Raw genomic sequence first — 20,669 nt, forward strand, 5'->3', positions numbered from 1 at the left:
TGAGCATGATCGTCGCGCGGCAGATATCGCCATGAGTGAACTAGAGGCCCACTGGCTCGAAACCGAGCCGGCAGACGCCGAGGTTCTGCATGTCGATGTGCGAGGCTATGAGGGCCCGCTCGATCTGCTGCTCGACTTGGCGCGGCGGCAGAAGGTTGATCTCGCCTCGATCTCGATCCTGTCGCTCGCAGAGCAATATCTCGACTTCATCGAGACCGCGCGGGAAGGGCGGCTGGAAGTGGCTGCCGATTACCTCGTCATGGCCGCGTGGCTCGCTTATCTCAAAAGCCGGCTCATGGTGCCGCAGGCGCCGGACGATGACGAGCCCTCCGGCGAAATGTTGGCGGCCATGCTGCAATTCAGGCTCAAGCGCCTTGAGGCCATGCGGCTGGCTGCAAGTCGCCTTCTAGGGAGAGCGTGTCTTGGGCGCGAAGTTTTTGCGCGCGGCGCTGGGGAACCTCTGGTGGTAACGCGCAAAGCGAAGTGGGAGGCAAGTTACTACGAGCTTCTCAAGGCCTATTCGGCACAGCGCGAACGGGGATCCATCACCGACTATAAGCCCATTATCAGAACCGTCTGGTCGCTTCAGGATGCGCGAGACATTTTGCAGCGGCTGATCGGCGACAGCGCCGAATGGATCGCCATGGATCATTATCTCGCGGAATATCTCGCCATCCCAAAAGACCGCACCACGATCCGGGCCTCCACATTTGCCTCGAGTCTGGAGCTGGTACGCCAAGGCCAAATCGAAATCCGACAGCATGAGACTTTCGGCCCGATCCTCTTGCGCAGGCGGCAGGTGTAGCAGTGATGCACGATGACGGACCGCCGATCAGCGTTCGGGAGCGGCAATTGAGAATCGTCGAGGCAGTTCTGTTCTCTTCGCCTGAACCGCTCTCGCTCTCCGAAATTCTGCCCTATGTCGGTGAGGGTGCGGACCTGCCTTCTCTGATCGAGGACTTGCGAAACCAATATGCTCCCCGAGGCATCAACCTCGTGCGGCGCGGCGACGGATGGGCGTTTCGCACTGCCGAGGACCTCGGCTTCCTCTTGCGTCGCCAGGAAGAAGAGACCCGTCCGCTTTCCCGCGCTGCTCTCGAAACCTTGGCGATCATCGCTTATCACCAGCCAACCACGCGCGCTGAGATCGAGGAAGTGCGCGGGGTTGCGGTGGGCAAGGGTACGCTAGACCTTTTGATGGAAGCAGGCTGGGTGCGGATGCGCGGGCGCCGCCGCACGCCGGGGCGCCCTGTGACCTATGGCACGACCGACGGGTTTCTCGACCACTTCAGCCTTGAAAGCCTCACTGATCTTCCCGGGCTCGACGAACTCAAGGGGGCAGGGCTACTGTCATCGCGACTTCCTGCCTCGTTGCAGATCCCTTTGCCGTTCGATGGCGACTTGCGAGAAGACGAGGATCCGCTTGATCCGGATGATGCCGGTGTGGACGCGGAATAGTACTGGCGCTTTCGTGAGGTGCAAAAACCAACACGTTCTTGTGTTTGCCCGCGATTGAACCTATTTCTGGCGCTATGTATCGCGTGTTACGCGTTCTAGAAGTCTAGGGAGATCAACATGCACGCGCCTTCCATTTGGGGCATCCTCGTCGTCGCCGTCGTCGTGGTTCTTTTGTTCGGCCGCGGGAAGATCTCCGGCATGATGGGCGAAGTCGCATCCGGCATCAAAGCCTTCCAGAAGGGCATGAAGGATGACGATGACAAGCCGGTTGACCGGGTCACCACCACTGCCGACCTGAACGCCCGCGAAGCCGAGCGCAAGGACGTCTGATCCTTCTCGGCCCGACTAGCGACCCTGCGTCGCGCCCGGAGACTATTCTATGCTCGGTCTAGGCTGGACAGAGATGCTTGTGATCGGCGTCGTTGCGCTGATCGTCATCGGTCCAAAAGATTTGCCCGTCGTTATGGGTCGCCTCGGAAAATTCATGGGGCAGATCCGCCGCATGGGCAACGAGTTCCAACGTGAAATCAATCGGACCACCGGGCTCGATGAGGTGCGCAATCTGCGTAACTCGATCACCTCGCCGCTGAAGAAAACCGCTGAAGAAATTCGGCGCGATTTCAACACGATGACGCCGACCGGTCAAAAGCCGAGCGGCATAATCAAGCCGGCCGATCCCAAGGTCGAAAGCGTCGTCGATGAGCTTCGTGCCGCAGCCGGCATGCCGGCTGCGGCGAAGTCGAATGACGAACTCGCCGCAGACTATGGTTTCAAGCCGGGCGAAACGTCGACTGGTCCAGTAAAGGCTGCTCAAGTAAGCCAGCCCCAGCCGCTGTCTCCGGTGCCAACGGCACCGGTGGTTACGAGCGATCTTGCGCCTATTGAAACAGTCGTTGCTCCCAAGCCAAAGACCGTGCGGGCGGCTCCTGCAAAGAAGCCTCCTCTCAAGAAGGCCGTTGCCGCGAAAACTTCGGAAGTCGAAGTGCTCGCCAATACGCCCCCTGCGGTGGGTGCAGAGCTCGCGCCTGTCGCAGTGCCAAAGACGCCGCGCAAACCTCGCGTGAAAGCTGCCGTTACCGTTGCGGAAGCCGAGCCGATCGCCCCGGTTAAAAAGCCGCGCGCTCCCCGGAAGAAGCCGGAAACTCCGGAAGAAACGAAGTAGTTAAATGGCCGACGTGAATCAGCCGCAGCTCGAAAATCAGAACAAGCCAGAGATCGAAGACGAACTCGCCGGCAGCGAAGCGCCGCTTCTTGAGCATCTGATCGAGCTGAGAAAGCGTCTGATCAACTGCGCGATTGCCATCGTCGTTTTGATGGTCGGGTGTTTTCTGGTCTCGAAGAATATCTTCGATATTCTGCTCGGGCCCTATCGCGGGGTTTATGCCAACGACCCCACGCACAAGATCGAGCTGATCTATACGGCGCCGCAGGAACTCTTCTTCACCGAAGTGAACCTCGCCTTTTTCGGCGCGATCTTTCTCGGCTTCCCGTTCATGGCCTCGCAAATTTATATGTTTGTTGCGCCTGGGCTTTATAAGCATGAGCGCAAAGCGCTGGTGCCCTATCTGATCGCGACGCCCGTGTTCTTCATCTTGGGCGCTGCGATGGTCTACTTCACCGTTCTGCCTATGGCGCTGCATTTCTTTGCCAGCATGCAGACCGAAGAAATCACGCTGGTGCCGCGCGTCTCCGAATATCTCGGCTTCGCCATGACGCTGATTCTGGCGTTTGGTGTCTGCTTCCAGCTTCCGGTCGTCTTGACGTTGCTGGCGCAGATTGATCTCGTCAATGTCGACATGCTCAAGAAGGGGCGGCGTTACGCCATCGTCGGCATCTTGATCGTTGCAGCGCTGATTACGCCGCCGGATCCGATTTCCCAGATCGGGCTTGCCCTGCCGATGTACGGGCTTTACGAACTGGCAATCCTGTCCGTTCGCATGGTCCAGAAGCGTCGTGAAGCGGCCCTGGCGGCACAGGAAGCCGAGCTTTCCAGCTCATCTACCGAATAAGCGCATCGCGTTATCCCGCGGTGCAGCACGTTCTGTCCCGCGGCACTGGCAGGCACGCCCGGGACGGATTGATCCAGGCCTGCAGCAACCAGAGGCGGGCTGGGCCCGTGGTGACCGATGTTCGATATCAAGTGGATTAGAGCTAACGCCGAAGCTTTCGACGCTGCCGTTTCACGGCGCAAGAATGTTTCCGTGCGCTCCTCCGATCTTCTTGCGATCGACGACCGTCGGCGCGAGATCATCGGCCGCCTCAACGAGGCGCAGGAAAAGCGCAATACGCTGTCCAAACAGATCGGCCAGGCCAAGGCGCAGAAAGATGAAGCCAAGGCTCAGGAGCTGATGGCCGAAGTTGCGCGCCTCAAGGAGTTCATCCCGACGGGTGAAGCAGAAGAGCGCGCGGTTGAAGCCGAACTGCGCTCGGCCATGGCCGTAATTCCAAACATGATGCTCGACGAAGTGCCGACCGGCGAAGACGAAAGCGGCAATGTCGAGTATTTTGGTCCCAACGGTTCGGCCGAAACGGCTGCTCGTGTCCGTCCGGCCAAGCCAAGCTTCTCGTTCGCTCCCAAGGAGCACTACGAGATCGGCGTCGCCACCAAGGACATGGACTTCGAAGTGGCGGCCAAGCTATCCGGCAGCCGCTTCGTCATCTTGAAGGGCCAGGTCGCGCGGCTGGAACGTGCCATCGGACAATTCATGCTCGATCTTCACACCACGGAGCACGGCTATCTCGAAGTGCAGCCGCCGCTGCTCGTGCGCGATGAGGCGTTGTTTGGCACCAACCAATTGCCGAAATTCGAGGAAGACCTGTTTTTCACGCCACATGGCGACAGCCGTCTCGCGCTGATCCCGACGGCCGAAGTGCCGCTGACCAATATGGTCCGCGAGTCGATTCTGTCTGAAGAAGAACTGCCGCTGCGCTTTTCGGCGCTGACGCCTTGCTTCCGGTCTGAGGCTGGCTCGGCTGGACGCGATACGCGCGGCATGCTGCGCCAGCATCAGTTCGATAAGGTGGAAATGGTGTCGGTGACGACGCCCGAAGCCTCGATCGAAGAACATGAGCGCATGCTCGTTTGTGCCGAGACAGTGCTGCAACGCCTTGGTCTCCATTACCGGGTTATGACCCTCTGCACCGGCGACGTCGGCTTCGGTGCGCAAAAGACCTACGACATTGAGGTCTGGCTGCCTGGGCAGGATACCTATCGCGAGATTTCGTCTGTTTCTGTCTGCGGTGATTTTCAGGCGCGCCGTATGGAAGCGCGTTATCGCCCTTCCGGCGAAAAGCAGGCGCCAAGGTATGTGCACACGCTCAATGGCTCCGGAACGGCCGTCGGCCGCTGCCTCATCGCGGTGCTCGAAAACTATCAGCAGGAAGACGGCTCCGTGCTGATTCCCGAAGCGTTGCAGCCCTATATGGGCGGGCTCACCTCCATCGGAGGCAAGTAAAGCCATGCGCATCCTCATCACCAATGACGATGGTGTGGATGCGCCCGGCATCGCCATCATGGCGGAAATCGCGGCGGCTTTGTCCGACGACGTTTGGATCGTCGCGCCCGACGGCAATCAATCGGGCGCAGGCCACAGGTTCACCTTGGGCCGCGAACTGGCTCTCGAGCAACTAGGGCCCAAAAGATTTGCAGTTATCGGCGGCTCTCCGGCCGACTGCGTCGTCGCTGGGATGACGCATCTGCTCGGCGATCGGCCTGCGGATCTCGTTCTCTCGGGCGTGAATGCCGGCCAGAACCTTGGCGATATCGTCAACTGTTCTGGCACTGCGGCCGGCGCGCGCGAGGGCGCTTTGCAGGGTGCCATCGGCATCGCGATGAGTCAGGCAATCGATTACGAGAAGAGCCATACGATCGATTGGTCGAACGCGACCCGATTTGGCGCCGCAACTGTCGAAGCGATCCTGCGCTCCAAGGGCGATGAAGACGTCTTTTACAACGTCAATTTTCCCGCGTGTGAGCCGGGTGAAGTCAATGGAATCGCTGCGGTGCCGCATCAGCGCTTTTCACGATCAGCTTTCCGGTATCACCCAAGCGACAGTCACAGCGCGTTCTACGTCTCGATTCCCGAAACGCCACAGCCGCTCGATCCCGGCGCAGATTTCGAGACTTTGAGACGGCAGAACACCATTACGGTGACGCCATTTGCGCTGCAGCAAAGCGAAGCACGCGCTCTCGCAACGCTGGCCGGAATGCGCTTATCCCCAGATCGGCAATCTTAACCTTACCTATTCGACAATTTAGCCATGTCGAATTCACTCAATTCGCATCGACTTTAAATTCGTCTTTACCTTACCGGCCTAGTCTCGATTCCAGTGTTAAGTACCTGCGTGCGAGTTAGCCGATGCGTAAAAACCTGTTAGCCAGGGTGCCTAAAGGTACAGTAGCCGTCGCTGGTTTGATTGTTGCTGCAGTCGGTTTGTCCGGTTGCTCCAGCCTCGGTGCTAGAACTTTTGGTGACCCGACAACTACCGGCTCGGTCGCGCAGTCGCCGGCGCCGCAATCAATGAATCAGCAGATGCCCTCGTCGCTCGGTCCGCAGGGATCGATGCAGGTCGCTGATGCCCGTTTCCTGCCACCAGCGCCGATTGGCTCCTCGTTCGGAGCACCCAGTCAGCCTATTTCGCCCGTTCAGTCGGGCTTCATGCAGCCGGCCGGCGCGACGTCGCCGATCGGAATGGGGGCGGGTTCGCCCTCGGTTCAATCCCAGGATCTTCCTGTACTGAGTCAATCCGCTTCCATGGGAACCTCGCAAGCCATGCCCGCCATGCAGTCCTTGCCCACCGCGCCGGCAATGCCGCCCGCCGTGGCTCTCAATTCCGCTCCTTCCGGTGTCGCTCTTGGCGCGCCTCCATCCAATCTGGCTCTGCCGACCAATAGCAATGTGCCCGTCGCCGCTGCGCAGGGTGCACAGGCTGGGACGTTCACCCACACCATTGCCGGTGGCGAGTCGCTCTACACCATCGCCCGCCGCTACGAGGTCACGACCCAGTCACTCGTGCAGGCCAATGGTCTTTCCTCGCCCGACAAGATCGTCGTTGGCCAGGCGCTGATCATCCCGGGCCGTCCGGACCTCGTCCGCACGCCCACTGCGGCTCCGGCCGCGCAGCCGGTCACCCAGGTTGCAAGCGTCGGCGGCAATCTCGGCGCGCCGCCGGCCCCACTTGGTAGCCGCCCACAGGCAATGCCTCAGGCCGTGCCGCAGCAAGCTGCCGTCGCTCCCGCCGCCACGCCGGCACCGGTTGCTCAGCCAACCGCTGCTCCAGCGCCGACCCAGGTTGCCAACGTTCCGGCCGCCGAACCTGTCGCTTCGGGTAATGACAAGTTCCGTTGGCCAGTCAGCGGCCGCGTCATCACCGATTTCGCCGCATCGCGCGGCACCGGTATCAATATCGACGTGCCGGAAGGCTCTTCGGTCAAGGCCGCCGAAAACGGTACAGTCATCTATGTCGGCTCGGGCGTCGAAGGTTACGGCAACCTGATCCTGATCCGCCATCCCAATGGTTACGTCTCCGCCTATGCCCATCTCGATGGCATGTCGGTTGCCAAGGGTGCTGCAGTGTCACGCGGCGACGCGATCGGTACGGTCGGCATGACGGGTTCGGTGTCCAAGCCCCAGCTGCACTTCGAACTGCGCAAGGGCGCGACCCCGGTCGATCCGATGCCGCTGCTCGCCAGCTAAGCGACATACGTTCAAATTTTAAAGGCCGGAGCCGATCGCTCCGGCCTTTTTGTTTGTGCTCAGACCGCTTTGCCCATCTCACCCGCGAGCGTGCGGATCAGCTGAATGGCGACACGGCCGGATCGTGCGCCTCGTGTTGCGGCCCATTCGATGGCGCGGGCGCGCAGTGTTTCTTCGTCGAGGCCCAGATCATAATGGGCCGCATAGCCGCGGACCATGGCGAGATAGGTGTCCTGATCGCAATTGTGGAAGCCGAGCCATAGGCCGAAGCGGTCCGAAAGCGAGACCTTTTCTTCCACTGCCTCGCCGGGATTGATCGCCGTAGAGCGCTCGTTCTCGATCATGTCTCGCGGCATCAAATGCCGGCGGTTCGAGGTGGCATAGAAAAGGACATTGTCCGGCCGTCCCTCGAGCCCACCATCAAGAATGGTCTTCAGCGATTTGTAGCTGGTCTCGCCACTGTCAAAGCTGAGATCATCGCAAAATACGATGAACCGGGCAGGGGCGCCGGCAATGGCCCGCATCAGTTGCGGCAGGGTCTCGAGATCCTCTCGCGCAATTTCAATAAGGACCAGACGCTCAAAGTCCTCACGCGACGCGATGTCGCCGTGGATCGCCTTGACCAGCGAGCTCTTGCCCATCCCCCGCGCTCCCCATAGCAGGGCGTTGTTCGCGCCATGGCCGCGGGCAAATTGTTCGGTATTGGTCAAAAGCAGATCGCGCACATGGTCGATGCCCCGCAGCATGGACAACGGGACGCGGCTGACGCGCGGCACAGGGAGCAGCGTTCCCGCTTCTCCCTGCCAGTGAAAGGCGTCGGCGATGTCGAGATCGAGGCCAGAAGTGCTCGACGTCTCTGGGACCAACGTAACGGCAATGGCTTCGAGAGCAGTGGCGATACGGCCAAGATAGTCTTTGGTTTTCACCAGTCTATTCCTTCAAAAGACGCGCGGCATTGTGTTCCGTGAATAGCTTTGCAATCACAGGGGCCCAAATGTATAGTCCGCGCGATTTTGGCCGGGGTGCAAGTGCACAAGACCCCATACGCGTCCAGTCTTTTCAAGCGAGACTGTGTGGCGCCCTTCTCCCCACACAAGAAGAATCGTAAGGAGTTCGCCTGATGTTTGTAACGCCCGCTTTTGCGCAGGATGCAGCTGCACCCGCCACGGGAGGTTTCCAGGACATTCTGATCCAGCTTATGCCGATCGTGCTGCTGGTCATCATTTTCTGGCTGCTGATCTTCCGCCCGCAGCAAAAGCGGTTGAAAGCACAGCAGGCTATGCTCTCGGCTATCCGTCGCGGCGACACGGTCGTCACCACCGGCGGCATCGTCGGCAAGGTGACCAAGGCCGTTGACGGCGAAGATCTGGAAGTCGAAATCTCCCAGGGCGTTAAGGTCAAGCTCGTGCGCGGCATGATTGCCGACGTGCGCTCCAAGGCCGAGCCGGTGAACGACAACAAGCCGGCCTAAGCCGGAAACCAATTGGCCGGAGCCCGCGCGGCTCCGGCTTTCTGACTCTTTGAAGCCGCATGTTTTCGTCCCGAACCCGATATCTGCTTCGGGAAACATGCTCTAGGACGCCGTTTCATGAACCAGTCGCCGTTCCGCGTTGCCATCATTCTGATCGTCGCGATTGCGGGCATTCTGTTTGCCGCTCCCAATTTTCTGCCAAAAGACGTGCAGGATTCCTTGCCGGGGTGGCTGCCCAAGCCTGGGCTGGTTCTAGGTCTCGATCTCCAGGGCGGTTCGCACCTGCTGCTCGGCGTTGACGAAAATAGCATCGTTTCCCAGCGCCTTTCCGACGTGCGCCGCGACGCACGAAACGTGCTCGCCAATCAAAATGGTATCGGCAACATCATCACGACCGATGATGCCAAGCGCGCCATCTATATCGAGCTGACCGATCCTGCCCAAAAAGAGCAGGCGATGACGGCACTTCAGGGTATTCAGAACACGGTCAATAACTCGTTGTTCTCGACCGGCGTCGGCGTCAACGAACTCGCATTCAGCGACATGCCGGATGGGCGCATCCAGATTGCTCTGACGCCTGAAGGCATTACCCAGCGCATGAGCTCGCTGGTGTCGCAGTCGGTCGAAGTCATCCGCAATCGTATTGACGAGCTTGGCACGACCGAACCGACCATCCAGCGCCAGGGTGATACCCGCGTTCTCGTCCAGGTTCCGGGCTTCGGCGATTCGACACGCCTCAAGAACATCGTTTCGCAGACCGCGCGCCTGACATTCCACATGGTCTATCCGGGACTGACGGCTGATCAGGCCGAGGCGCAGGGCCTCCCCGCTGGCACCATGATCCTGCCGAGCCAGGATGGTACGCGCGAACTGCTCTATGAAGACGTTGCCCTTGGCGGTGAATCGCTCGTCGATGCCCAGCCATCCTATGATTCTCAGCGCGGTATTCCGGTCGTCAGCTTCAAGTTCGACACGCGCGGCGCCATCACCTTTGGCGAAATCACCTCCGCCAATGTCGGCAAGCGCTTTGCCATCGTCCTCGACAACACCGTGATCACCGCGCCTGTGATCCAACAGCCGATCACTGGCGGCACGGGCCAGATCAGCGGTAACTTCACGACGGCCTCAGCCAACGATCTCGCCGTTCTGCTGCGAGCCGGTGCGCTGCCAGCTAGCCTCAACGTTATCGAAGAACGCACTGTGGACGCCAGCCTCGGCGCCGATTCGATCCGCGCCGGTGTGACTGCCGGTGTCGTCGCCTCCGTGCTGGTCGTCAGCTTCATGATCATCGCCTATGGCGTGTGGGGCGTCTTCGCAAACGTCTCCTTGATCCTCAATGTCATCCTGATCTTCGGCGCTCTGTCCGTCCTCGGCTCGACGCTAACACTGCCCGGTATTGCCGGTATCGTTCTGACGATCGGTATGGCTGTGGACGCCAACGTTCTCATCTACGAACGAATGCGCGAAGAACAGCGGGCAGGGCGCACGCCATTACAGGCTATCAATGCCGGCTTCGAACGCGCCTGGGGCACGATCGTCGACTCGCATTTGACCCAGCTCGTGGCCGCCGTCGTCCTCTATTTCATGGGCTCCGGCCCGGTTCAGGGCTTTGCCGTGACGCTTGGTCTCGGCATTCTGACATCGCTCTTCACCTCCTATACGGTCACGTCCTACCAGGTGAACCTCTGGTTCAAGCGCGTTCGTCCCAAGACCCTCAAAATCCAGCATTTCCGGTTCATTCCGGATGGCACCACCATCCCCTTCATGAAGATCTCGCGCTACGTCATCGCGCTCTCGATCATCATGTCCGTGGTCTCGATCGGGGCGGCCTATTTCAAGGGCTTCAATCTCGGCATCGACTTTGTCGGCGGTACGGCTATCGAACTGCAGCACACGGGCGGGCCGGCTGACGTAGGCCAAGTCCGCACCTTGCTCGATGGGCTCGAACTCGGCGAAATTCAGGTACAGGGCTTTGGTACGCCGGAAGACGTTCTGGTCCGCGTTCAGGCGCAGCAAGGCGGCGAGGGGGCCGACCAGATTGCCGTCCAGAAGGTCAAGGATGCGCTAGCGAGCGCAGACTATGTCGAGCGCCGCACAGAAGCAGTCAGCGGTACGGTTTCGGGCGAATTGGCTTGGACCGGTACGCTCGCCGTCATCATCGCGCTCGGATGTATTCTCCTCTACATCTGGTTCCGCTTCGAGTGGCAGTTCGCGCTCGCGGCCGTCACGACGACGTCGCACGACATCATCATGACTATCGGCCTCTTCTCGCTCACCGGGCTGGAGTTCAATCTCAGCTCGATTGCGGCAGTGCTGACGTTGGTGGGTCTATCGCTCAACGAGACCGTCGTTGTTTCCGACCGTATCCGTGAAAACCTCCGGAAACACCGCAAGATGCCGCTGCCTGAATTGATCGACTTGTCGATCAACCAAACCATCGTGCGTACCTCCTTGACCCAGTTCACCGTGCTGCTGGCCTTGGTGCCGCTGGTGCTGTTTGGCGGTGAAGTGCTCCGCAGCTTCACGATCGCAATGACCTTCGGCTCGCTCGTCGGCATGTATTCTTCGGTGATCATCAACGGCCCGATCCTCATCAATTTCGGCCTCAAGCAGAAGACCGAGGAAGAAGAGGCTGCGGCCAAGAAGGAAAAGGCGACGGATGGCGCATCCGTCTGATCCAAGCGCAGCCGGCGCGGGGCATTTCCCGCGCCAGGTCGGCATCGACGCCTATGGCAATGGCGGCTTCCGTTTTGCGGATATGTCCCATCGAGGGTCATTGCTGTGCCTGCCTACAGGCATGCATAGCTGGGCGGTCGAGACGACTTCGCAATTGACCCTCGAAGCGCTGCAGCCCGTCCTTGCATTGGCCAGTCAGCTTGACGTCTTGCTCATCGGGCTCGGGTCCGACATCAGCTTCATCGCCCCTTCGATCCGCGACGCGTTTCGCGAGCATCGCGTGATCGTCGAGGCGATCCAAACCGGTGGCGCCGTACGAACCTACAACGTCCTGCTGGCCGAAGAGCGCGCGGTCGCAGGCGCCTTCATTGCCGTCGAGAACGCACGCTGATGGCTTCCGAGAGTTTTGCTCACGCTGCCAATGTGCTGCGCGAGACTGACCGTGATCGCTACATTTCGACTTTGGCTTTGCCGGCCCAACATCGCGACGGGGTTGTCGCTTTGCTGGCGTTCAACGCCGAAGTAGCGGGGATTCGCGAGCGCGTGAGCGGCCCGGCCCCGGGCGAAATTCGGCTGCAATGGTGGAACGATGCACTGACCGGCGAAGGGCACGGCTCGGTCAGGCAAAATCCAGTGGCGGATGCGCTGCTGGATACGCTGGATCGATATGCCCTGCCGCCCGGTACGCTGCAGCGACTGATCGGCGCGCGGCGGTTCGACCTCTACGATGATCCTATGCCCGATCTCGAAACGTTCGAGGGCTATGCCGGAGAGACGGCGTCGACACTGCTTCAGCTCAGCGCCATGATTCTCAATGAGGGGTTGCCAGTGGAGCCGGGCGATGCGGCCGGGCATCTCGGTGTAGCGCAGGCCATGGTTGGGCACCTTCGGGCCTTTGGCTATGTTTCGTCGCAAGGTCGAATCGTCCTGCCTTGGGCAGTACTCGAGGCCAATGGCGTGCGCGAAAGCGAGGTGTTTTCGGGCACTGAGAGCGAAGGACTGCACGAGGCACTGGGGCAGATTGCCGAGCTGGCTTCAGGTCATCTCGAAAAGGCCCGGATCGCCATCGAGGCGGCGCCGGCCGCAATCAGGCCGGCCTTCGCGATCTATCCGATTGTCGCGTCGCAGCTCAAACAGTGGCACGGCCAAAAGCATGGGGCTTTCGCTGCAAGCAAGAACGAGCCTGATTGGCGCAAGATAGCGCGGGTCGCGTGGTGGACGCTGCGCAACCGGTAGTTGCGCAGCTTTCGTTTATTGCCAGACCTTTAGATCGTCGAGAGCGCGGCTGGTAATGGCACGGCGCTTGGCCATGGTCTTTTCAGGACCGCGCCAGCGCTTGACGCCTTCGGGCTTGGTGATCGTCACTTCGGGAAAGAGGCCAAAATTGACGTTCATCGGCTGGAAGCTGCGGGCGCCGCTATAGCTTTCAGCTTCGATGTGCCCGCCGGTGACGTGGCCGATCAGCGCGCCAAGCGCGGTCGTGACGGGTGGCAGGGTCAGCGTTTCGCCACGGGCTTCGGCCGCAGTCAGGCGGCCAGTGATAAGACCGACAGCAGCGCTTTCGACATAGCCTTCGACGCCCGTTACTTGGCCGGCAAAGCGGATGCGCGGATCCGCCTTGAGGCGCATGTCTGGCCCTAAGACCTTCGGCGAATTAATGAATGTGTTGCGATGGAGGCCGCCGAGACGCGCGAATTGCGCGTTTTCGAGGCCCGGGATCATGCGGAAGACTTCGGCCTGGATGCCATAGCGCATCTTGGTCTGGAAGCCGACCATGTTCCAGAGCGTGCCCAGCGCATTGTCCTGGCGAAGCTGGACAATGGCATAGGGTTTGACCGTGGGATTGCGCGGATTGGTCAGCCCAACCGGCTTCATCGGACCGTGACGGAGCGTTTCGTCACCGCGCTCGGCCATGACTTCGATAGGCAGGCAGCCGTCGAAATAGGGGACCTTTTCCCAATCCTTGAATTCATGGAGTGGCGCGGTTTTGAGAGCCTCGACAAAGGCATAGTACTGGTCGCGGTCCATCGGCAGGTTGAGATAGTCTGCACCGGTGCCGCCGGGGCCGGCCTTGTCATAGCGCGATTGCTTCCAGGCGATGTTGTGGTCGATGCTGTCATAGTGGACGATCGGCGCGATGGCATCGAAGAAGGCCAAGGAGTCTTCGCCGGTCTTGGCGAGGATTGCTTCGGCCAATGCAGGCGAGGTGAGCGGGCCGCTGGCGATGATGACGTGACGCCAATCTTCCGGCGGCCAGCCGGCGACTTCCTCGCGCTCGATGGAAATTCGCGGATGATTTTCAATGGCTTGCGTGACCGCGGCCGAAAACGCATGGCGATCGACGGCCAGGGCGCCACCAGCGGGCAGTTTGTGCTCGTCGGCCGCGCGCATGATCAGCGAATTGCAGCGCCGCATCTCTTCGTGGAGGAGTCCGACGGCGTTCTGCTCGTGGTCGTCGGAGCGGAAACTGTTGGAGCAGACGAGCTCGGCAAAGTCCGTGGTCGAATGAGCGTCGGTGGCTTTGACGCCGCGCATTTCGTGGACGATGACAGTGGCGCCGGCTTCAGCGGCTTGCCAAGCGGCTTCAGAACCAGCGAGGCCGCCGCCGATGATGTGAATGGGTTCGTTTGACATGGCGAGCCAATAGCAAGCCCGCCATGTCGCGGCAATGGTTGAGTTAGGCGGCGCGGCGTTCGTGGCGGCCTTCGTTGATTTCTTCGGCGATCTTTTCGCAGAAGGCATCGAGGTCGCCCGGATTGCGGCTGGTGATCAGGCCCTGATCGGTAACGACCTGGCTATCTTCCCAGAGGCCGCCGGCGTTGATCACATCGGTCTTGATCGAATTGTAAGAGGTCACCTTGCGGCCCTTCACGATACCAGCTTCAACGAGCAGCCAAGGCGCGTGACAAACGGCTGCGACGACCTTTTTGTTGTCCCAGAAGGACTTGATGAATGCGATGGCATCGGGCTCTACACGCAGCAAGTCGGGATTGATCTGGCCGCCAGGAAGCACGATGGCGTCATAGTCGTCCTGCTTCGCGTCCTTGAGAGTCTTGTCGACGGGGACAGCATTGCCCCAATCCTTCTTGTCCCATCCCTTGATCTCGCCCGCTTCGAGCGAAATGACATGCACCGTGGCGCCGGCCTCCCGCAGCTTGTGCAGGGGAACTTCCAGTTCCGACTGCTCGAAGCCATTGGTGGCGACGATGGCGATCATTTTACCGGATAGATTTTGCACGGGGATAACTCCTCTGTTGCCAGGTTGGGCTAGGGCAACGAAGGGGAGTGGAGCGAGTTCCGGCCCGGCTGATCACAAGGCGCCGAAAACGAAAACACCCGCGTCTCAGAAAGATGCGGGTGTTCGGTTTATAGTGTGTAGGCAGTAAGACTTAGAGCGAATTTGCATGATCGCGAGCAACGCGATTGATATCGGTGCGCGAAATGCCCAGATCGTTGAGCTGACGATTGTCGAGAGCGCCGAGTTCACGAACGGTCTGCTGGTAAGCGGCCCACTTCTTGAAGGTTTTACGAATGTCCATTTGAATTCTCCTGTCGTTTGCAAGGAGAGATATAGTCTAACCCAACCCGGGCGAGCAGATGGAGAATGCTCAGACAAGCCATGCATTCTGTGCAGGCCAAATGGGGTCGTCGTTAAGCCTCGGTTAAGGCGCACGGCAAAAGCATGGCCGCCGGTGGGCAAACCGGCGGCCATGCTGTCTTTTGGGTGAGGCGTGACTAGCGGTCGAAGAGCGACTTGGTCATCTTCGAGAAGTCTGGGCCCGAAAGGCCCAGTAAATCGGCATCTCTCGTCGAGGGAACGTCCATTTCCCGCAACGTCTGCTTGATGTCGACGAGGCGCTTTATGCGCCAGACGGCACGTACAAACATGGGTCTATTCCCATCCGGCTGGTGGCGGCAAAGTGAGGATCGGCGCATTTTTGCTGCTTCGCCATCGGGCAAACAGCAGGCGCGGCATGCGTGGCGCGCATGCCAATTTAACCATTTTTCAGCATGACGCTTCGGCGACTGTCTAACTATCCGTCACTAAACGGGTATCTTCGGGTAACAACACGTTATCATCGAGCGCGTCCTAAGCCCGAATGCGACAAAGGGACGCTCGCTTTTGGCGAACGTCCCCTTCTTGTGATCGCTTGCCGCAGCCTATTCGGCGGCGCGGGTCGCATATTGAGGACGGCGGTCCATGACTTCCTTGAGGAAGTGACCGGTATGCGAGCGCGTGTTCGTGGCCACCTCTTCGGGGGTGCCGATGGCAACCACCTCGCCGCCGCCGTCGCCGCCCTCGGGACCCATATCGATGATCCAATCGGCCGTCTTGATGACTTCGAGATTGTGCTCGATGACGATCACAGTATTGCCGCCGTCGACCAGCTCGTGGAGAACTTCGAGAAGTTTGGCCACGTCGTGGAAATGGAGACCAGTGGTCGGCTCGTCGAGCATGTAGAGCGTGCGACCAGTGGCGCGCTTGGACAGCTCCTTAGAGAGTTTTACGCGTTGGGCTTCGCCGCCTGAGAGGGTCGTGGCCGGTTGGCCGACCTTGACGTAGCCGAGGCCGACGCGCTGCAGGGTGGCGAACTTGTCGCGGATGACCGGGACGGCCGAGAAGAACTCGACGCCTTCATCGATCGTCATATCGAGGACGTCGGAGATCGACTTACCCTTGAACTGGACTTCGAGCGTTTCGCGGTTGTAGCGCTTGCCCTTGCAGACGTCGCAGGTGACGTAAACATCGGGCAGGAAGTGCATCTCAATCTTGAGGACACCATCGCCTTCGCACTTCTCGCAGCGGCCGCCCTTGACGTTGAAGGAGAAACGGCCCGGTCCATAACCGCGCGCTTTCGCTTCCGGCAGGCCGGAAAACCACTCGCGCAGCGGCGTGAACGCGCCGGTATAGGTCGCAGGATTGGACCGTGGGGTGCGGCCGATCGGCGACTGATCGATATCGATGACCTTGTCGAGGAATTCGAGCCCGGTCAGCGAGTCATGCGGGGCAGGGACAACGCGGGCGCCGTTCAGACGACGCGCGATGGCCTGGTACATGGTGTCGATCATCAGGGTCGATTTGCCGCCGCCGCTAACGCCCGTGATGGCGACGAACAGACCGAGCGGGACATCGACCGACACGTTCTTGAGATTGTTGCCAGTCGCGCCTTTGATCGACAGCGCCTTGCCCTTCTTGCCCTCGCGGCGTTCGGGCGGGATCTGAATGCCCATGCGGCCCGAGAGATATTTGCCCGTCAGGGAATCGGGGTGATTGAGAATGTCCTGCGGCGTGCCCTCGGCGACGATATGGCCGCCATTGACGCCAGCGCCGGGACCGATGTCGAGCACGTAGTCGGCCGTCAGGATCGCATCTTCATCGTGTTCGACGACGATGACGGTGTTGCCCAGATCGCGGAGGCGCTGCAGGGTTTCAAGGAGGCGGGCATTGTCGCGCTGGTGGAGACCGATGGAGGGCTCGTCGAGCACATAGAGCACGCCGGTCAGACCCGAGCCGATCTGGCTGGCCAGACGAATGCGCTGGCTCTCGCCACCCGATAGCGTGCCCGAATTGCGCGACATGGACAGGTATTCAAGGCCCACATCGTTGAGGAAGTTGAGGCGCTCGCGGATTTCCTTGAGGATGCGCTCGCCGATCTGGCTCTGCGTTGCCGAGAGCTTGTCGGAGAGATCGACGAACCACTTCGACGCTACCTTGATCGACATATTGCTGACCTGGCCGATATGAAGGCCATCGATCTTGACCGCCAGCGTTTCGGGCTTGAGGCGATAACCGCCGCAGGCAACGCATGGCTTGGCCGACATGTAGCGCTCGATTTCTTCGCGCATGCCGGCGCTTTCGGTTTCCTTGTAGCGACGCTCAAGATTGCCGATGACGCCCTCGAAGGGCTTGCTGGTCTTGTATTGACGGAGGCCATCGTCATAGACGAAATCTATCGCTACCTTTCCCGTGCCGAACAGCACGGCGTGCTGAACCTCGAACGGCAGCTCGTTCCATGCCGTACCCGTCGAGGCACCGTAGTGCTTTACGACGGCTTGCAGGGTCTGCTGGTAATAGGGTGCAGAGGTTTTAGACCATGGCAGGATGGCGCCATCGCGCAGCGACAGGCTGGCATCCGGCACGATCTGATCGGGATCGATCTTCTGCTCGGTGCCAAGACCATCGCAAACCGGGCAAGCGCCAAAGGGGTTGTTGAAGGAAAAGAGCCGCGGCTCGATTTCGGCAATGGTGAAGCCGGAGACGGGGCAGGCGAACTTTTCCGAGAACGTGATCTGGCGAGCAGAACCGTCTTCGTTTTTCTCATCGGCATATTCGACCAGCGCGATGCCTTCGGCCAACTTCAGCGCGGTTTCAAAACTTTCGGCAAGACGGCCGGAAATATCGGGCGAGACGACGACGCGATCGACCACGACCTCGATGTCATGCTTGAATTTCTTGTCGAGCGTCGGAGCGTCTTCGATTTCATGGTATTCGCCATCGATCTTGACGCGCTGGAAGCCCTTGCGCATCAAATCGGCCAATTCCTTCTTGTACTCGCCCTTGCGGCCGCGGGCGATCGGCGCAAGCAGATAAAGGCGCGTGCCTTCGGGCAGCTCCATGGTGCGATCTACCATCTGGGAGACGGTCTGGCTTTCGATGGGCAGGCCCGTGGCGGGGGAATAGGGAATGCCGACGCGGGCGAACAGCAGGCGCAGGTAATCGTAGATTTCCGTGACCGTGCCAACGGTCGAGCGCGGGTTACGCGATGTTGTCTTCTGCTCGATGGAAATGGCGGGCGAAAGGCCTTCGATGTGCTCGACATCGGGCTTTTGCATCATCTCGAGGAACTGGCGGGCGTAGGCCGAGAGCGATTCCACATAGCGACGCTGGCCTTCGGCATAGATCGTATCAAAGGCGAGGGACGATTTTCCGGAGCCGGAAAGGCCCGTCATGACGATCAGGCTATCGCGCGGCAGCTTGACGTCGATGCCCTTCAAATTGTGTTCGCGGGCACCACGGACGATGATTTCGCGGTTCTGGCTGGGCGTAGGCTTCATGGTTCGCGTCCGTGGCTTGTCGCGCCGCAAGGCGCAGCAGCAGTGGGGTCAAAAAGGGCCGGGGAGCCCATGAGATAAGCGTCTTGTGGCGCGGCTGCAAGGCATGACCGCATAGGTGTCCTGACCGCGGCGATAACATTAGCGCGCGGCCCGGGACTTCCCAAAACAGTGTCGTTCGTCATGAACATTTGCAGAACAGGCCAGAGTCCGTCAAGAGGTCGAGGTCATGGTCAGCCCATGCCAGGCGGTGAAAGCAGCAACGGCGAGGAAGAGCGCGCCAGCACTTCTTCCAATCCAGATAGTGGCCGCCGGGTTGCCCACAAGCGCATCACGTCCGCGGCCGGCTGCGAGAGCGAGGGAGCCATAAACCGCGCCTTGCATGGCAACGGTGATGATGCCGAGGGCGAGCGCCTGGGACCAGACGGGGCCGAATTGGGGTCGCACGAATTGCGGGAAGACGGCCAGCACAAAGAGATAGGCCTTTGGATTGATGAGGCAGGTGATGAGGCCCTGACGAAAAGCGGCGCTTTCGGAACGGGTCGTCGCGCGGCCAATGTTATCGACCGTGATAGCGCTGCGTAGGAGCGTGTATCCGATCCATGCCATATAGGCTGCGCCAGCGAGGATCATGGCCTGGAAGAGCATGGTCGGGAGTTGCGTCAGGACCCCGACGGCAAGCGTGCCGAACAGCGCGTGGACGGCGCCACCGAGCATGACGCCGGCGAGGGCAGCAAAGCCCATGGAGCGGCCGCCGGTCAGCGCATTGGCGAGGATGAAAAACATATCCATGCCCGGCACGACGATGATGCCGAAGACAAGGATGGTATAAAGCCACAGCGCCTGCGCGTAATCCATGATGCTCCCCGGTGCTGAAAGGGGAATGGATGAGGCGTGCTGACAGGGTTTGTCAGGAGGGGCTCAATCGTCCTTTAGATAATTGCCGCCATCGATGACGAGAAGATCCGTCGAGTCCCGATCAGGCGCGAAAATCGAGAGCGTTTCGGTCTTGCCGTCGTCGCCCTTGAGGGTGAGTTCGTAGCCCGCGACCTCATAGGTGCCTGAACTTGCCGGGCGATCGCTGGAGACGGTGACGCCACCCATATCCGAGCTTGAAGACCCGCCACTCCAGCCATCGCGGGTGAACTTTCCATCGGGGGTGAATTTGACCGTACGCTGGACCGCAACGCTGCCGGAGCTGGTCGCTGTCATGCCGCTCGAGGCCCAGGTATAGGTCCAGGAGCCGTCGAAGCGCGTGCCGGTGTCGAATTTGGGCAAGCGGAAATAGTCGCCCTCATCGATCTTGAGATCGTCGCCGGATTTTTCGAGCGGCAGGGTTTCGGTTTCGACGACGCCAAAATCGTTGAGCATGGAGCGCATTTCGATTTTGCGCTCGCCACCGAACCAGCCGCCGCCTGTGACTTTATAGGTGCCGCAATCGGTTGGGTTTTCGGAGCACCACGCGGCGAGGTCCGTGCCGGCGGGCAGTTCGGTGCTGAACAAGCCTGCCTTGTCGAAGACCATGATCTCGCTATCCGAGGTGAAATCGAGGCCGCCAAAGGCGTTGGGCATGAGGCCGGTGCTAAGATGGGTGAAAACGCCTTCGAGGCCGCCATCGCCGGACTGAGGCTCAAGACCCTTGTCGCTGTCGCCGGCAAAACGCACGGAGCGGACGAGGGCTTCGAAGGCATCTTCGGCCTCATCTTCATGATCGCTGCGGGTGTTCATGAAGATGAGGCCGGCCAGAAGCTGTTCGTCCTCGCTCGCAATGCCGGCAATGGTCTGGCCGAGCGAAATGTCATCCTGATAACCGCAGCAGCGGTATTCGACCTTGATCGCGTGGCCATTGAGCGTGGTGCCCGCGCTGTCGGTCATCGGGTCTTCTTCGGTCATGCCATCGACCCAACTGACCATCTCCGCGACATTCGCATCGAGCTGGGCGGGGCCGGCCTTGGCGCCGACGAGCTGGATCATCGCCGCGGCGAAATCATCGTCCTCGGTCTTGGGAAATTTCTTGGTGAGCAGAATGCCTTCGGTATTTTTCTGCAGCTCCCAACCGTCGGGCGCTTCGAAGGTGATGGAGCCGAGTTTCATCTCCTCGGCAAGCGCTGGCAGCGCAGCGAGCAGACCGAGGGCGAGTGTGACAGACGGCAGGAGGGGCCGTTTCATGGCGCGAAATCCGCTCTTTTCGACACGGCGCCAGACGAACCGGTGGCTTTGGCGAGAATGAGGCGAAGGGTAAGGCAGCCAACCGCAATGGGCGATTGACTCGCAACGAACGAGAACATAAAGTGAACAAAATGCAAAGGTGTGAG

General features: G+C 60.2%; 20 protein-coding genes. 12 read left to right on the forward strand and 8 right to left on the reverse strand.

Annotated features, from left to right (window positions below; all coding sequences use genetic code 11):
• The first annotated feature begins 31 nt into the window (after positions 1–31).
• From ASE94_RS09395 to ASE94_RS09430, 8 genes are all read left to right on the forward strand, one after another.
• On the forward strand, positions 32–805 hold the full coding sequence (locus tag ASE94_RS09395) for a ScpA family protein (protein WP_061907426.1): 774 nt from the start codon (positions 32–34) through the stop codon (positions 803–805).
• Between the two features lie 5 nt (positions 806–810).
• Positions 811–1,458: an SMC-Scp complex subunit ScpB gene (gene scpB, locus ASE94_RS09400; RefSeq protein WP_062630448.1), complete on the forward strand. Its 648-nt coding sequence runs from the start codon at positions 811–813 to the stop codon at positions 1,456–1,458.
• Positions 1,459–1,575: 117 nt separating this feature from the next.
• Positions 1,576–1,788 carry a twin-arginine translocase TatA/TatE family subunit gene (locus ASE94_RS09405; protein ID WP_061907428.1) on the forward strand — a complete coding sequence of 71 codons (213 nt, stop codon included), beginning with the start codon at positions 1,576–1,578 and terminating at the stop codon, positions 1,786–1,788.
• Positions 1,789–1,837: 49 nt separating this feature from the next.
• Positions 1,838–2,620, forward strand: coding sequence for a Sec-independent protein translocase protein TatB (gene tatB / locus ASE94_RS09410; RefSeq protein ID WP_082461135.1), 783 nt, complete (start codon positions 1,838–1,840; stop codon positions 2,618–2,620).
• 4 nt (positions 2,621–2,624) lie between these two features.
• A complete protein-coding gene (gene tatC, locus ASE94_RS09415; RefSeq protein WP_062630199.1) occupies positions 2,625–3,467 on the forward strand; it encodes a twin-arginine translocase subunit TatC in 843 nt (280 codons plus the stop codon).
• Between the two features lie 117 nt (positions 3,468–3,584).
• On the forward strand, positions 3,585–4,913 hold the full coding sequence (gene serS / locus ASE94_RS09420; RefSeq protein ID WP_062630200.1) for a serine--tRNA ligase: 1,329 nt from the start codon (positions 3,585–3,587) through the stop codon (positions 4,911–4,913).
• Positions 4,914–4,917: 4 nt separating this feature from the next.
• Entirely contained in the window at positions 4,918–5,694 is a 777-nt protein-coding gene (gene surE, locus ASE94_RS09425; protein WP_062630201.1) for a 5'/3'-nucleotidase SurE, read from the forward strand.
• A 518-nt stretch (positions 5,695–6,212) separates the two neighbouring features.
• Complete coding sequence (locus ASE94_RS09430; RefSeq protein WP_162236077.1) at positions 6,213–7,154, forward strand: M23 family metallopeptidase; 942 nt, start codon at positions 6,213–6,215, stop codon at positions 7,152–7,154.
• A 59-nt stretch (positions 7,155–7,213) separates the two neighbouring features.
• Here the strand turns inward: ASE94_RS09430 and ASE94_RS09435 are convergent, their stop codons facing one another.
• Positions 7,214–8,080 carry an ATP-binding protein gene (locus ASE94_RS09435; protein WP_062630203.1) on the reverse strand — a complete coding sequence of 289 codons (867 nt, stop codon included), beginning with the start codon at positions 8,078–8,080 and terminating at the stop codon, positions 7,214–7,216.
• Between the two features lie 194 nt (positions 8,081–8,274).
• Between ASE94_RS09435 and yajC the strand changes: the two genes are divergently transcribed.
• The 4 genes from yajC to ASE94_RS09455 all read left to right on the forward strand — a co-directional run bounded on the left by yajC (position 8,275) and on the right by ASE94_RS09455 (position 12,537).
• Entirely contained in the window at positions 8,275–8,625 is a 351-nt protein-coding gene (yajC, locus tag ASE94_RS09440; protein WP_061907435.1) for a preprotein translocase subunit YajC, read from the forward strand.
• Between the two features lie 117 nt (positions 8,626–8,742).
• A complete protein-coding gene (secD, locus tag ASE94_RS09445; protein WP_062630204.1) occupies positions 8,743–11,301 on the forward strand; it encodes a protein translocase subunit SecD in 2,559 nt (852 codons plus the stop codon).
• Positions 11,285–11,692, forward strand: coding sequence for an MTH938/NDUFAF3 family protein (locus ASE94_RS09450; RefSeq protein WP_062630205.1), 408 nt, complete (start codon positions 11,285–11,287; stop codon positions 11,690–11,692). Before secD ends, ASE94_RS09450 begins: the two co-directional genes overlap by 17 nt.
• A complete protein-coding gene (locus tag ASE94_RS09455; RefSeq protein WP_062630206.1) occupies positions 11,692–12,537 on the forward strand; it encodes a squalene/phytoene synthase family protein in 846 nt (281 codons plus the stop codon). Before ASE94_RS09450 ends, ASE94_RS09455 begins: the two co-directional genes overlap by 1 nt.
• Before the next feature lie 15 nt (positions 12,538–12,552).
• Here ASE94_RS09455 and trmFO read toward each other — a convergent pair whose 3' ends face one another.
• From trmFO to ASE94_RS09480, 7 genes are all read right to left on the reverse strand, one after another.
• Entirely contained in the window at positions 12,553–13,935 is a 1,383-nt protein-coding gene (gene trmFO / locus ASE94_RS09460) for a methylenetetrahydrofolate--tRNA-(uracil(54)-C(5))-methyltransferase (FADH(2)-oxidizing) TrmFO (RefSeq protein ID WP_062630207.1), read from the reverse strand.
• Between the two features lie 43 nt (positions 13,936–13,978).
• Complete coding sequence (locus ASE94_RS09465; RefSeq protein WP_061907440.1) at positions 13,979–14,539, reverse strand: type 1 glutamine amidotransferase domain-containing protein; 561 nt, start codon at positions 14,537–14,539, stop codon at positions 13,979–13,981.
• 151 nt (positions 14,540–14,690) lie between these two features.
• Positions 14,691–14,840 (reverse strand): DUF1127 domain-containing protein, encoded by a 150-nt coding sequence (locus ASE94_RS20640; protein ID WP_082461137.1) that lies wholly within the window; start codon positions 14,838–14,840, stop codon positions 14,691–14,693.
• 196 nt (positions 14,841–15,036) lie between these two features.
• The gene (locus ASE94_RS20975) at positions 15,037–15,189 is read right to left on the reverse strand and encodes a hypothetical protein (protein ID WP_156352093.1); all 153 of its coding nucleotides are present in this window, start codon (positions 15,187–15,189) and stop codon (positions 15,037–15,039) included.
• A 273-nt stretch (positions 15,190–15,462) separates the two neighbouring features.
• Complete coding sequence (gene uvrA / locus ASE94_RS09470; protein WP_062630208.1) at positions 15,463–18,357, reverse strand: excinuclease ABC subunit UvrA; 2,895 nt, start codon at positions 18,355–18,357, stop codon at positions 15,463–15,465.
• Positions 18,358–18,567: 210 nt separating this feature from the next.
• Positions 18,568–19,212 carry a LysE family translocator gene (locus tag ASE94_RS09475; RefSeq protein WP_062630209.1) on the reverse strand — a complete coding sequence of 215 codons (645 nt, stop codon included), beginning with the start codon at positions 19,210–19,212 and terminating at the stop codon, positions 18,568–18,570.
• A gap of 63 nt (positions 19,213–19,275) precedes the next feature.
• Complete coding sequence (locus tag ASE94_RS09480; RefSeq protein WP_062630210.1) at positions 19,276–20,523, reverse strand: hypothetical protein; 1,248 nt, start codon at positions 20,521–20,523, stop codon at positions 19,276–19,278.
• Positions 20,524–20,669: the final 146 nt, after the last annotated feature.

Source organism: Devosia sp. Leaf64 (assembly GCF_001421945.1).
In the GTDB taxonomy this organism is placed as follows: Bacteria; Pseudomonadota; Alphaproteobacteria; order Rhizobiales; family Devosiaceae; genus Devosia.

Bases quoted from the DNA above. Each gene is read 5' to 3' on its own strand.
- ASE94_RS09395 (WP_061907426.1), top strand. From the start codon at position 32: ATGAGTGAACTAGAGGCCCACTGGCTCGAAACCGAGCCGGCAGACGCC.
- scpB (WP_062630448.1), top strand. From the start codon at position 811: ATGCACGATGACGGACCGCCGATCAGCGTTCGGGAGCGGCAATTGAGA.
- ASE94_RS09405 (WP_061907428.1), top strand. From the start codon at position 1,576: ATGCACGCGCCTTCCATTTGGGGCATCCTCGTCGTCGCCGTCGTCGTG.
- tatB (WP_082461135.1), top strand. From the start codon at position 1,838: ATGCTCGGTCTAGGCTGGACAGAGATGCTTGTGATCGGCGTCGTTGCG.
- tatC (WP_062630199.1), top strand. From the start codon at position 2,625: ATGGCCGACGTGAATCAGCCGCAGCTCGAAAATCAGAACAAGCCAGAG.
- serS (WP_062630200.1), top strand. From the start codon at position 3,585: ATGTTCGATATCAAGTGGATTAGAGCTAACGCCGAAGCTTTCGACGCT.
- surE (WP_062630201.1), top strand. From the start codon at position 4,918: ATGCGCATCCTCATCACCAATGACGATGGTGTGGATGCGCCCGGCATC.
- ASE94_RS09430 (WP_162236077.1), top strand. From the start codon at position 6,213: ATGGGAACCTCGCAAGCCATGCCCGCCATGCAGTCCTTGCCCACCGCG.
- yajC (WP_061907435.1), top strand. From the start codon at position 8,275: ATGTTTGTAACGCCCGCTTTTGCGCAGGATGCAGCTGCACCCGCCACG.
- secD (WP_062630204.1), top strand. From the start codon at position 8,743: ATGAACCAGTCGCCGTTCCGCGTTGCCATCATTCTGATCGTCGCGATT.
- ASE94_RS09450 (WP_062630205.1), top strand. From the start codon at position 11,285: ATGGCGCATCCGTCTGATCCAAGCGCAGCCGGCGCGGGGCATTTCCCG.
- ASE94_RS09455 (WP_062630206.1), top strand. From the start codon at position 11,692: ATGGCTTCCGAGAGTTTTGCTCACGCTGCCAATGTGCTGCGCGAGACT.
- trmFO (WP_062630207.1), bottom strand. From the start codon at position 13,935: ATGTCAAACGAACCCATTCACATCATCGGCGGCGGCCTCGCTGGTTCT.
- ASE94_RS20640 (WP_082461137.1), bottom strand. From the start codon at position 14,840: ATGGACATTCGTAAAACCTTCAAGAAGTGGGCCGCTTACCAGCAGACC.
- ASE94_RS20975 (WP_156352093.1), bottom strand. From the start codon at position 15,189: ATGTTTGTACGTGCCGTCTGGCGCATAAAGCGCCTCGTCGACATCAAG.
- uvrA (WP_062630208.1), bottom strand. From the start codon at position 18,357: ATGAAGCCTACGCCCAGCCAGAACCGCGAAATCATCGTCCGTGGTGCC.
- ASE94_RS09475 (WP_062630209.1), bottom strand. From the start codon at position 19,212: ATGGATTACGCGCAGGCGCTGTGGCTTTATACCATCCTTGTCTTCGGC.
- ASE94_RS09480 (WP_062630210.1), bottom strand. From the start codon at position 20,523: ATGAAACGGCCCCTCCTGCCGTCTGTCACACTCGCCCTCGGTCTGCTC.